Origin of the sequence: Dongia sp. (genome assembly GCF_041910485.1) — a bacterium.
Classification (GTDB): Bacteria; Pseudomonadota; Alphaproteobacteria; order Dongiales; family Dongiaceae; genus Dongia.
In genome coordinates this window covers 213,588-225,731 of the sequence record NZ_JAYRQR010000062.1, presented here as the reverse complement: position 1 = coordinate 225,731, position 12,144 = coordinate 213,588, and the positions used below count along the sequence as shown (strand labels likewise).

11 protein-coding genes are annotated in these 12,144 nt (G+C 63.2%); 10 read left to right on the top strand and 1 reads right to left on the bottom strand.

Annotated features, from left to right (window positions below):
* The 9 genes from ACE3PP_RS20670 (at position 1) to ACE3PP_RS20630 (ending at position 7,922) form a co-directional block, all read left to right on the top strand.
* On the top strand, positions 1-669 hold the full coding sequence (locus ACE3PP_RS20670) for a LysE family translocator (protein WP_374385191.1): 669 nt from the start codon (positions 1-3) through the stop codon (positions 667-669).
* 97 nt (positions 670-766) lie between these two features.
* The gene (gatC, locus tag ACE3PP_RS20665) at positions 767-1,054 is read left to right on the top strand and encodes an Asp-tRNA(Asn)/Glu-tRNA(Gln) amidotransferase subunit GatC (RefSeq protein ID WP_374385190.1); all 288 of its coding nucleotides are present in this window, start codon (positions 767-769) and stop codon (positions 1,052-1,054) included.
* A gap of 11 nt (positions 1,055-1,065) precedes the next feature.
* On the top strand, positions 1,066-2,538 hold the full coding sequence (gatA, locus tag ACE3PP_RS20660) for an Asp-tRNA(Asn)/Glu-tRNA(Gln) amidotransferase subunit GatA (RefSeq protein WP_374385189.1): 1,473 nt from the start codon (positions 1,066-1,068) through the stop codon (positions 2,536-2,538).
* 4 nt (positions 2,539-2,542) lie between these two features.
* Positions 2,543-4,006: an Asp-tRNA(Asn)/Glu-tRNA(Gln) amidotransferase subunit GatB gene (gene gatB / locus ACE3PP_RS20655; RefSeq protein ID WP_374385188.1), complete on the top strand. Its 1,464-nt coding sequence runs from the start codon at positions 2,543-2,545 to the stop codon at positions 4,004-4,006.
* A 124-nt stretch (positions 4,007-4,130) separates the two neighbouring features.
* On the top strand, positions 4,131-5,147 hold the full coding sequence (locus ACE3PP_RS20650) for a hypothetical protein (RefSeq protein WP_374385187.1): 1,017 nt from the start codon (positions 4,131-4,133) through the stop codon (positions 5,145-5,147).
* Between the two features lie 97 nt (positions 5,148-5,244).
* Entirely contained in the window at positions 5,245-6,255 is a 1,011-nt protein-coding gene (locus ACE3PP_RS20645) for a sterol desaturase family protein (RefSeq protein WP_374385186.1), read from the top strand.
* A complete protein-coding gene (locus tag ACE3PP_RS20640; RefSeq protein ID WP_374385185.1) occupies positions 6,252-7,064 on the top strand; it encodes a creatininase family protein in 813 nt (270 codons plus the stop codon). The genes ACE3PP_RS20645 and ACE3PP_RS20640 overlap by 4 nt, the downstream gene beginning before the upstream one ends.
* A 97-nt stretch (positions 7,065-7,161) precedes the next feature.
* Positions 7,162-7,572 carry a hypothetical protein gene (locus ACE3PP_RS20635; RefSeq protein ID WP_374385184.1) on the top strand — a complete coding sequence of 137 codons (411 nt, stop codon included), beginning with the start codon at positions 7,162-7,164 and terminating at the stop codon, positions 7,570-7,572.
* Positions 7,569-7,922 (top strand): hypothetical protein, encoded by a 354-nt coding sequence (locus ACE3PP_RS20630; protein WP_374385183.1) that lies wholly within the window; start codon positions 7,569-7,571, stop codon positions 7,920-7,922. Before ACE3PP_RS20635 ends, ACE3PP_RS20630 begins: the two co-directional genes overlap by 4 nt.
* A 12-nt stretch (positions 7,923-7,934) precedes the next feature.
* Here ACE3PP_RS20630 and ACE3PP_RS20625 read toward each other — a convergent pair whose 3' ends face one another.
* Positions 7,935-8,810, bottom strand: a complete 876-nt coding sequence (locus ACE3PP_RS20625; protein ID WP_374385182.1) for an alpha/beta fold hydrolase — start codon at positions 8,808-8,810, stop codon at positions 7,935-7,937.
* 167 nt (positions 8,811-8,977) lie between these two features.
* Between ACE3PP_RS20625 and putA the strand changes: the two genes are divergently transcribed.
* Positions 8,978-12,136, top strand: coding sequence for a bifunctional proline dehydrogenase/L-glutamate gamma-semialdehyde dehydrogenase PutA (gene putA / locus ACE3PP_RS20620; RefSeq protein ID WP_374385181.1), 3,159 nt, complete (start codon positions 8,978-8,980; stop codon positions 12,134-12,136).
* Positions 12,137-12,144 lie beyond the last annotated feature (8 nt).

Here is a 12,144-nt window from a genome sequence, read left to right as displayed (position 1 = left end):
ATGGACCTGCTCCTGCGCGAGATCATCCTTCTCTCGAAAGGGATCGGCATCGGCTTTGCGGTGGCCGCACCGGTTGGTCCCATCGGCATGCTGTGCATTCGCCTGACGCTGGAAAAGGGCCGTCTGGCGGGCTTTTGCGGTGGTTTGGGCGCGGCCGTCGCCGACACGCTGTTTGCTGCCGTCGGTGCCTTTGCGATCATCGGCGCCTTCGGTCTCACAGCGGGTGGCGGCGGGATCGAGGCCTATCGCACCTGGTTCGAACTGGGCGGCGGCATCTTCCTCATTGCCTTTGGGGTTCATCTCGGCCTCAAAAGGCCCGTCATCACCAATGCGGATGAAGACGTGCCACAGACACTGCTGGCCGATTTCGCCAAGACCTTGGCACTGACGCTGGCCAATCCGACGACGATCCTGTCCTTCATCGCCATATTTGCCGGCCTGCCCGGCATGGCGCGGATAGATCTTGAGACGCTGCCGCTCCTGACCCTGGGTGTCTTCGTGGGGTCGGCCGGCTGGTGGTTGACCCTCGCCGTCGGGGTCGGCCTCATCCGGCACATGATCTCGTACGAGGTCTTTGTCTGGCTCAACCGGATTGCCGGCGGCCTGTTGGTCGCTTTCGGCTTCTATACCCTCATGCACCTCGCCGGGACCTATTTCCAAGGCAACTGAGGGGGCTTCCGGCCGGGTTGCCCCGGGCGGGGCCCGGATGCTAGTTTCCGGCCCGATTTTCGACCCTTTTCCGAGCAGATTGGACAGATCGACCGCCATGTCATTGGACAGCAAGACAGTCGCCCATATCGCCACCTTGGCACGCATCCGCGTGCCGGAAGCCGACCTCGCCGGTTTGGCGGACGAGCTATCCGGCATCATGACCTGGATCGAGCAATTGAATGAGGTCAATACCAAGGGTGTCGAGCCGATGGCGGGCGTGCTCGCGCGCGACCTGCCGCGCCGCGTTGACGTGGTGAATGACGGCGGCGATCCCAACAAGGTGCTGGCCAATGCGCCCGAACCCGCGCACGGCTTCTTCACCGTCCCCAAAGTGGTCGAGTGAGGGAGGCTGCCATGACCGATTTGACCCACCTCACCATCGCTGCCGCCCTCGACGGCCTCGCCGCCAAGAAATTCTCGGCGCGCGAACTTGCCGACGCACATCTTGCCAAGATGGCTTCGCTGAAGAAGCTCAACGCCTATATCACCGAGACGCCGGACGTCGCCCGCGCCCAGGCCGACGCCTCCGACAAGCGCCGTGCCGCTGGAGGCAAGCTCGGCGCCCTCGACGGCATCCCGCTCGGTATCAAGGATCTCTTCTGCACCGAGGGCGTGCAGACGACCGCCGGGTCGCACATTCTCGAAGGCTTCAAGCCGACCTATGAATCGACGGTGACGAAGAACCTCTTCGACGCCGGCGCCGTCATGCTGGGCAAGCTCAATCTCGACGAATTCGCGATGGGCTCCAGCAACAAGACCTCTTACTACGGCAACGTCATCAACCCGTGGAAACGCCAGGGCGATGATACCGACCTGGTGCCAGGTGGTTCGTCGGGCGGCTCCTCCGCCGCCGTTGCAGCCCGCATTGCGATGGCCGCGACCGGCACCGACACGGGCGGTTCGATCCGCCAGCCGGCAGCGCTGACCGGCACCGTCGGCATCAAGCCGACCTATGGCCGCTGCTCGCGCTGGGGCATCGTCGCCTTCGCCTCCTCGCTCGATCAGGCAGGTCCGATCGCCCGCTCGGTTGAGGATTGCGCGATCATGCTGGGGGCGATGGCCGGGCATGACCCCAAGGATTCGACCTCGGTCGAAATGGCCGTGCCGGATTTCAGGAAGGCGCTCACCGGCAACATCAAGGGGCTCCGCGTCGGTATTCCCAAGGAATACCGTGTCGACGGCATGTCGCAGGAGATCAGCGATCTCTGGGCCAAGGGCGCCGAATGGCTCAAAGCCCAGGGCGCCGAGATCAAGGAGATCTCGCTGCCGCATACCAAATACGCGCTGCCGACCTATTACATCATCGCGCCAGCGGAAGCCTCCTCGAACCTCGCCCGCTATGACGGCGTGCGCTTCGGCCTGCGCGTGCCGGGCAACAGCCTCGACGAGATGTACGAGCTGACGCGCGCCGCCGGCTTCGGCAAGGAAGTGAAGCGCCGCATCCTGATCGGCACCTACGTCCTCTCGGCCGGTTATTACGATGCCTATTACCTGCAAGCGCAGAAGGTGAGGGCGCTGATCCTCAAGGACTTCACCGACGCCTTCAAGGATGTCGATGTGATCCTCACCCCCTCGACCCCGTCGGCGGCCTTCGGCTTCCACGAGAATGAGGGCGATCCGGTGCAGATGTATCTGCAGGACGTGTTCACCGTGACCGTGAACCTCGCCGGGCTGCCGGGCATCTCGGTGCCCGCCGGTCTCGATGCCAAGGGCCTGCCCTTGGGCCTGCAGCTGATCGGCCGCGCTTTCGACGAGGAGACGCTGCTGCGCTCGGCCCAGGCGCTCGAAGGTGCCGCCAATTTCACCGCCCTGCCGGCGGGAGTGTAAGACGATGACTGACGAAAAGAATCTGATCGAAGGCCGTACCGGCAAGTGGGAAGTGATCCTCGGGCTCGAAGTCCACGCCCAGGTCATTTCCAAGTCGAAACTGTTTTCAGGGGCCGCCACCGCGTTCGGTGCGGAACCCAACACGCAGGTGAGTCTGGTCGATGCCGGCTTTCCCGGCATGCTGCCCGTCATCAACCAGGTCTGCGTCGAGCAGGCGGTAAAGACCGGTCTTGGCTTGCAGGCCGAGATCAACCTGAAATCCGTCTTCGACCGGAAGAACTATTTCTACGCCGATCTGCCGAACGGCTATCAGATCAGCCAGTTCACCCAGCCGATCGTCGGCAAGGGCACGATCGTGCTCGACCTGCCCGATGGGTCGCACCGCGAGGTCGGCATCACGCGCCTGCACTTGGAGCAGGACGCGGGCAAGAGCCTCCATGACCAGCATCCGACCAAGACCTATGTCGATCTCAACCGCGCTGGCGTGGCGCTGATGGAGATCGTCTCCGAGCCGGATATGCGCTCGTCCGACGAAGCTGCCGCATATCTCAAGAAGCTGCGTTCGATCCTGCGCTATCTCGAGACCTGCGACGGCAACATGGATGAAGGTTCCATGCGCTGCGACGTCAACGTCTCAGTCCGTAAGCCTGGCGATCCCCTTGGCACGCGCTGCGAGATCAAGAATGTGAACTCGATCCGCTACGTCGCGCAGGCCATTGAATATGAAGCGCGCCGCCAGATCGAAGTGATCGAGGAGGGCGGCACGATCCGCCAGGAAACGCGCCTCTGGGATCCGGGCAAGGGTGTGACGCGCTCGATGCGCTCCAAGGAGCATGCGCACGATTACCGCTATTTCCCCGACCCTGACCTGTTGCCGCTCAACCTCGATCCGAAATGGGTCGAAGGGTTGAAGGCGGGTCTGCCGGAACTCCCCGATGCCAAGCGCAAGCGCTTCACCGAGAAGCTGGGCCTTTCCGATTACGATGCCGGCGTGCTGGTGGCGGAAAAGGAATCGGCCGATTTCTACGAAGAAGCCGCCAATGGCCGCGATGCGAAGCTCGTCGCCAACTGGCTGACCTCGGAACTCTTCGGCAAGCTCAATGCCGCCGGCAAGTCGATCACGGAGAGCCCGGTTTCGGCGAAGGCGCTGGGCGAGCTCGTCGGTCTCATCTCCGACAACACGATCTCCGGCCGTATCGCCAAGGACGTCTTCACCGAGATGTTCGAAACCGGCAAGTCGGCGGGCGAGATCGTTGAGGCCAAGGGGCTGCGCCAGGTCCTCGATACCGGCGCCATCGATGCCGAGATCGACAAGATCATGGCGGCCAATGCCGACAAGGTCGCGGAATACCGGTCCGGCAAGGACAAGCTGTTCGGCTTCTTCGTCGGTCAGGTCATGCGCGCCATGGGCGGCAAGGCCAACCCGGCCATGCTGAACGAGCGCCTCAAGGCAAAACTTTCCGCCTAAATCCCCGAAAACGGTGCTGTCTGGGCAATTATTGCCGGGTGCCGGGTAAATCTTGCCGATTTACCCGGCATATCCTTCCGTGAGACATTTCTAATCATTGCTACACGTCTTGCGGGCGGGATCGATGGGTGTCGCAGGTGGCATCTTCAACATCATCCAGCGCAGTCAACTCAGTGTGACGGCGAGCGCGACCCTGCGCGTCACCCAAACCCAGAAATCGCTGATCCAGAAGAGTGCGGCAGACGACAGTGCCGGCCTTAACCCGACTTCCTGGACGCTCCGGAAGAACGAAAGTGCCGTGGCGGCCTTCTGGCGCTTGGCCCCGGAAAGTGCCGCCAAGAACGCGCCGACTGTCGATATCGTGAAGCGGCTCGAAAAGCTCGCCGATGGCAACAACAGCGATATCACCGCCGAAAAGATGCGTCAGGCGAAGTCGAAGCTCGAAGGGCTGCGCCGGCAATTGCAGATGCTGGCGGCGACCGGCGACGTGAAACAACTGCGCCGCATCGCGTCGGAAGCGGCACAATTGGCGCGAGAGATCGGCGCTGCGGCGCGGTCACTGGCGCAAGGTATCGGCAGCGGCTCTAGTGGCTCTGGCGCAACGACGTCGGGCGACGCGGCCAGCGCGCAAGCCACGGCCAGTGCGGCGAATGCCGCCGCCAACAGTACATCAGGAAGTGACCCGGTTCCGGCCGGCAATGCCACGGCCGACAGTGGAAGCACACCGGCAGCAACTCCAAACGCGGCCCCCGTTGCCGCCTCGTCGCCGCTGGCGAGCGACGCGCAGGCGGGCGATGAGCGGTCACAATCCTTCAAGGCGCTGCATGAACTGACCAGCGATGCCCGCAACGCGATTATTCAGGCCAAGGGCATCATCTCGCTGGCGGCCCAGATCGCGCGTTCGCGCCGCCGTGGCCAGGACGATGACGATGATCGCTATTTCCGCAATCTGCAGGAGATCGCCGACGGCGCCCTGCATGATGTCGATGCCGGCCAGCGCGAAGCATTGGGCCAATTGCTGGCCCCAGCGGAGGGCAGCGAGGGCGAACTGATCAGTTCGATCAGCGAGGTCGATATCTCCCTCGAAATCAGCGTCAGCGCGTCGATCTATACCGAAACCGGCATGCAAATGGTCGTCTGACACCCGGATCGGCGACGTCAACTATCTCTACAATTTGAGGAATTCGCGGCAAATCGCCGTTTGCACTTTATTCACGGCGCTGGCCTAATCTGGGCCCATGAACGAACCTCAGGGCTTCATAGACAACATCCGGCGCTCCGTCTTCGAGCCCTTGCGCTACTTTGTCGATCCGACCGAGCGGCTCTTCGTCCTTTACCTGGTGAGCGGTCTTGTCTGCGCGCTCTTTGTCTTTCTGTTGGCCCTGCGTCGCGATCCAGCCCATGCACCGCGCGGCTTCTTGAAGTACCTCTTTCCAAAGAGCATCTATCTGCACCCCTCGGCCAAGGCCGACTATCGCTTCTTCCTGATCGACCGGGTTCTCTCCTTCCTGTTCCTGCCTTATTTCATCATTCTCGTTCCGGCCGTGGCGCAGCCTGTCTTTGCGTTGCTCACCTGGGCCTTCGGCACCCCGACATCGGCAATCATGTCGCCGGGCCTAACCACGAATCTTGTTATCACCATCGTCTCTGCCCTCGCGATTGATTTCACCCTGTGGTTGGTTCATCTGCTGCATCATCGGATCCCGGTTCTGTGGGAGTTCCACAAAGTCCACCATTCGGCCGAAGTGATGACGCCGATCACCGCCTACCGCATGCACCCGGTGGAGATCATCATCAATTACAACCTCACCGGCTTCGCGAGCGGGATTGTGTTCGGCCTGTTCCGCTATCTGACGATGGATTCCTACGCAGTCCTCTCAGTACTCGGCGTCGACATCATCACTTTCGTCTTCCTGGTGTTCGGCTTCACCTTGCGCCATTCGCATGTGCCGATGGCTTATCCGCCGGGTCTCAGCCACATTCTCGTCAGCCCCTGGATGCACCAAGTGCATCATTCCCGCGAAAAGCGGCACCTCGACAAGAATATGGGCTTCATCTTCGCATTCTGGGACTGGATGTTCGGGACGCTCTACGTTCCGAAGCCCGGCGAGACCTTTGCGATCGGCCTCGATACCGGCGAGGCGCCGCGTTTCCATTCGGCGATCGCCCTCTATGTGCGCCCGTTCCGCAACATCGCTGCGCGCTTCGCTCGCCCGGTGTCGTCGGCGGGGCCCAGCAAGCACTCATGATGGGTCGTCAGCGCGTTCTTCTGGCGTCATTCGCACTGGCCGGGTTGTTGTTGCTGGGCAGCGTGGCGCTGGCCGCACCCACATCGGTCGAGCTTGAGCAATTGACCAGCCCTGAGGTGCGCGACCTGCTGGCGGAGGGATATACGACCATCATCATTCCGACCGGTGGAACCGAGCAGAACGGTCCGCAGTTGGTCCTGGGCAAGCACAACATCATCGTCCGCTACACCAGTGCCGAGATCGCGCGCCGCCTTGGTTCGACTTTGGTGGCGCCGGTCATCGCCTATGTCCCGGAAGGTGAGATCGACCCGCCGCAGGGTCATATGCGCTATCCCGGCACCATCAGCCTGCCCGAGCCGATTTTTGGTGCCGTGCTTGAATCCGCCGCGCGCAGCTTCATCGCCGAAGGGTTCAAGACCGTGCTCCTCATCGGCGATTCCGGCGGCAATCAGGCGATGCAGGCCGACACGGCAGCCAGGCTCGATGCCGAATTCGCCCCCAAGGGCGTTCACGTCTTTGCGGTTGATGCCTATTACGCGGCCAATGGCCAGGTCGAATGGCTGGCGCAGGCCGGCGAGACCGAGGCGGATATCGGCACCCATGCCGGCATTCGGGAAACCTCCGAACTGCTGGCGATCGCCCCGGATACCGTCCGATCGGACATGCTGGCGCCCGGCACGGATTGGGCGGGCCTCGGAGCCAGCGGACGGCCGGACCATGCCAGTGCCGAGCGGGGGCGGGCCCTGCTTGAGCTCAAAATCGACGCGGCCCTGCGTCAGATCCGTCAGCTAATGGCCATAACGCCTTGATTGCGAAGCCTTGATAAGGTTGTGTTAACTAATTTCTGGCGTAGAATGGGGAATTAACGATATCCCCGTTCGTTCTTTCCGGGGAAGGGGACACACCATGCACCATCTCGTGCCGACTGGAATCGTGCGCGTCATCGCGTGTGTCGGGCTGGGCCTATTGGCCGGCTGCGGCGGGCGCATGGCCAATCCGACACCGGAAGTCTCCATCTATGACCGCTATATGAGCTGCGACGACATCCGCAAGGAAGTCGCCGCGAATTACGCAGAGCAGTCGAGCCTCGCGCGCGAGGAAGCCTGGGCCAAGGAAAAGAACGACATGATCATGGGTCTGTCGCTGGCCTTCCCGCCCGGCTGGTTCGCCGTCGATCAGACGGTTGAGGGCGATTTCCCGGAGGCGCCGCAGGAACGTGAAACGCTGGCGCTCGGTGCCCGCAATCGCCACATCATAGCCATCGCCAAGGATCAGGGCTGCTGGCCTGATCCGTCCGTCTGGAGCCCTGCCTCGTGAGCGCGCCGATGAACATGCTCTCCCGCCTCACTCTTCTTGCCGGGCTCGCCGTCTCGGCCTGTGGTGGCGAGGTGCCGCAACTGGTCCAGGTGATCCGGCCGACCGATAGCGACATGAGCTGCATGGACCTGCTGCGCGAAACCGGTGAAAACGATCTGGCGATCGCCCGCCTCGTCGATCGCGACGATCAGGTGCATCGGCGCAATATCCATTATACCGTCGTCGATGGCGTGATGTTCCCGCCCGCGATGCTGACCCTTGATCTCCGCGATCAGCCGGAGAAGGAGATGCACGTGCTGCGCGCCCGCAATGCACGGCTCATCGAACTGGCCGACAAGAAGGGTTGCTGAGCCGCAGCCTGCTTACGACAGCAGGAACTGCCGTACCTTGCCAACGACCTGATCCGGTATTTCTTCGGGGATGAAATGCCCCGACTGGACGCGCTCGGCCGTCACCTTCTTGCACCAGCGCTGCCATTGCTTCTGCGGGTCGCGCTTCTCATCGACGAAAGTCCCCGAATAGAGCGCCAGCGTCGGGCATTCGATCATCCGTCCCTGCTTCAGGTCCGCTTGATCGTGACTGTCATCGATCGTGGCCCCGGCGCGGTAATCGGCGCAGGTCGCGGCGATGACTTCCGGGCGGCGGAAGCAGCGCTTGTATTCCGCCATGATGTCGTCGGGGAAGGCCGCCATATCGCCGGCCCAGTGGCGGATGATCCATTCCAGCCAGTAATCCGGATCGGCGCCGATCATGCGTTCCGGCAGGCCGCCGGGCTGGGCGAGGAATCCCCAGTGGAAGGTGCCGATGGCGAATTTCTTGTCGGCCTGCTCCCAATAGGTAGCCGTCGGGACAATATCGAGCGGCACCAGGCGGTTGACCCGGTCCGGATAGTCGAGCGCCAGGCGATAGGCGACGCGGGCACCGCGGTCGTGGCCGATGACCGAAAAGCGCTCATGGCCCAGCATCTTCATGATTTCAACGACTTCAGCCGCCAGCTGCCGCTTGGAATAGTTACTGGAATCGGGCAGCGGCGCAGGGGCCGCACTGTCGCCATAGCCTTTGAGGTCGAGGCAGACCACCGACATCGAGCGGGCGAGGAGCGGCGCGATGTGCCGCCAGATGATATGGGTCTGGGGATAGCCGTGGAGAAGCACGACCGGGGTGCCTTCGCCACCCTTGATCACTTTGAAGCTGAGGTCGTTGAGTTGGACCTGCCAGCGGCTGAAGCCGTCGAACATCTCTATCCACTCCCCTTGGAAACGGGTGTTTTCGGTAGTCCAAAGGCCGCTTTTCAGGGCGATTCCGGAGGGATTAGACTGTGCCCCGCGATTCTCGGTCAACCCCTCCCAGGACCTCTGTCACAGATTGGTTTTTCTGGGCTCTTTCAAGGCTTTAGCCAAACACCATGACGCTCATCCTGCCCTCGTCCCCCAGCGAACCCACCTCCTTGCGCCAACGCCTGCGGACCCACTACCGCGCCGACGAAACCGGCATCGTCGAAATGCTGCTGGGGCAGGCGGACCTGCCGGCGGAGATGCAGGACCGGATTGCGGCACGGGCGCGCAAGCTGGTCGAGGAAGTGCGGCGCAACCGGGTGGGCCAAGGCGGCATCGACGCCTTCATGCATGCCTATGAGCTGTCCTCGAAGGAAGGTGTCGTGCTGATGTGCCTCGCCGAGGCCCTGCTGCGCATTCCGGACAGCGAGACGGCCAACCAGCTCATCCGCGACAAGCTGAAGGATGCCGATTTCGGCCAGCATCTGGGTGAATCGGATTCGATGTTCGTCAACGCCTCGACCTGGGCGTTGATGCTGACCGGCCGCATCATGCAGCTCGATAAGTCGAGCAGCGATTTGAAGGGCGTCTTGAAGCGCCTGGTGGCACGGAGCGGCGAGCCGGTCATTCGCCAAGCCGTGACGCAAGCGATGAAGATCCTGGGGCGCCAGTTCGTCATGGGCCGCGATATCGATGAGGCGGTCGACCGCGCCGAAGCCGCCGAGAAGCGCGGCTATCGCTATTCCTACGACATGCTGGGCGAAGCCGCCCGCACCATGAAGGATGCCGAGCGCTATTTCGCCTCGTACCAGAACGCGATCCGGGTGATCGGCAAGGCGTCGAAGGGGAAGGGCGTCATCGCCGGCCCCGGTATCTCGATCAAACTGTCGGCCCTTCATCCGCGCTATGAGTTCGCCCAGAGCGAACGGGTGATGAAGGAACTGGTCCCGCAGGTGATCGCGCTCGCTCAGGCGTCGAAGCAGGCCGGTATCGGCTGCACGATCGATGCGGAGGAGGCCGAACGCCTCGACATCTCGCTCGACATCATCGAAGCGGTGGCGGCCGATCCGTCCTTGAAGGATTGGGACGGGCTGGGCCTCGCCATCCAGGCCTATCAGAAGCGCTGCCTGCCGCTCATCGATTGGCTGGCCGATTGTGCGCGCCGCAACCGCCGCCGCCTGATGGTGCGCCTGGTAAAGGGTGCCTATTGGGACAGCGAGGTGAAATGGAGCCAGGAGCGGGGCTTGCCCGACTATCCGGTCTTCACGCGCAAGGTTTCGACCGACGTCTCTTATCTCGCCTGCGCGCGGCGCCTCCTTTCCGACGGGCAGGCCTTCTTCCCGATGTTTGCGACACACAACGCGCACACGCTGGCCGCCGTTATCGAGATGGCGGGCGGCGAGGCAGCGGCGCGCGAGAAGCTGGAATTCCAGCGCCTGCACGGCATGGGCGAGCCGCTCTACGATCAGGTGACGCCCACCGATGCGATGGGCATTCCCTGCCGCGTCTATGCCCCGGTCGGCAGCCATGAGGATCTGCTCGCCTATCTGGTGCGGCGCCTGCTCGAGAATGGCGCCAACACGTCGTTCGTCAATCGCATCGTCGACGAGAAAGCGCCGCTCGACGCGATCGTCGCCGACCCCATGATCCAGGTCCGCAAGCTGAAGACGAAGCCGCATCCGGGTATCCCGTTGCCGCGCAACCTCTATGGCGCCGAACGCCAGAATTCGGCCGGGATCGATTTGACCGATGCCGAAGGGATGCAGAAACTGTCGGCTGAGATCGGTGCCGCGTCCGGTGCCGTGCAGGCGGGCCCCATCATCGGTGGTGTTGAGAAGAGCGGAAAGGCCGAGGATATCCGCAATCCCGCCGACATCGCCGAGACGGTGGGGCGCGTCGTGCTCGCCACCCAGGCCGACGTCGATGAAGCCATCTCGCGCGCGAGCCGTGCTTTCGCCGCCTGGGCCGCGACCCCGGCCGCAAGCCGCGCTGCCTGTCTCGACAAGGCGGCGGACCTCATGGAAGCAAGGCGCGGCGAATTGCTGGGGCTCTGCATCCGTGAAGCCGGCAAAACGATCGGCGATGCGGTCGCCGAACTGCGCGAGGCGGTGGATTTCTGCCGCTATTACGCGGCGCGCGCCCGGGCCGATTTTTCTGCCCCGCTGCCGCTTCCCGGCCCGACCGGCGAGCGCAATCAGCTGATCATGCAGGGTCGTGGCGTCTTCGCCTGCATCAGCCCCTGGAACTTTCCGCTGGCGATCTTCATGGGGCAGGTGAGTGCCGCCCTTGTCGCCGGCAATTGTGTCATCGCCAAGCCCGCCGAGCAGACGCCGCTCATTGCCGCCGCCGCGGTCAAGATCCTGCATCAGGCAGGGATCCCCGGCGATGTCCTGCATCTGCTGCCGGGCGACGGGCCGACTGTCGGCGCGCCCTTGACGCGCGACCCGCGCATTGCCGGCGTTGCGTTCACGGGCTCCACCGAGACGGCGCGCCTCATCAATCGCACGCTTGCCGCCAAGGACGGGCCGATTGTCCCGCTCATCGCCGAGACCGGTGGGCAGAATGCGATGATCGTCGATTCATCGGCGCTTCCCGAACAGGTGGTGCGCGATGTGCTTATCTCCTCGTTCCAGAGTGCCGGGCAGCGCTGCTCGGCCCTGCGCGTCCTCTTCGTGCAGCAGGATATCGGCGCGAAGCTTGAGGAGATGCTGTCCGGTGCCATGGCGGAACTGAAGATTGGCAACCCGGCGGAGCTCAAGAACGATATCGGCCCGGTGATCGATGCCGAGGCGAAATCGGTGCTCGAGGCGCATGTCCAGCGCATGGACCGCGAAGGCAAGCTGATCTACCGCACGCCGCTCAACGGGACGGCATCGCGCGGCCATTTCTTCGCCCCCGTCGCCTACCGGATCGACGGCCTCAACCGACTGCAACGCGAAGTCTTCGGCCCTGTCCTGCACGTGATCCATTACGCCGCTGACAAGCTCGACGACGTCCTGACTGCGGTGAACGATACCGGCTATGGCCTGACGCTGGGCATCCACAGCCGCATCGACGGCAAGGTGAAGTACATTGCCGAGCGGCTGCGGGTCGGCAACACCTATGTCAATCGCAACATGATCGGTGCCGTTGTCGGCGTGCAGCCCTTCGGCGGCGAAGGCCTCTCCGGCACCGGTCCCAAGGCCGGCGGTCCGCATTACCTGCACCGCTTCGCGACGGAACGCACGCTCACCATCGACACGACGGCGGCCGGCGGCAATGCCAGCCTGCTCAGCTTGGAAGAAGAGTGAGATTGAGT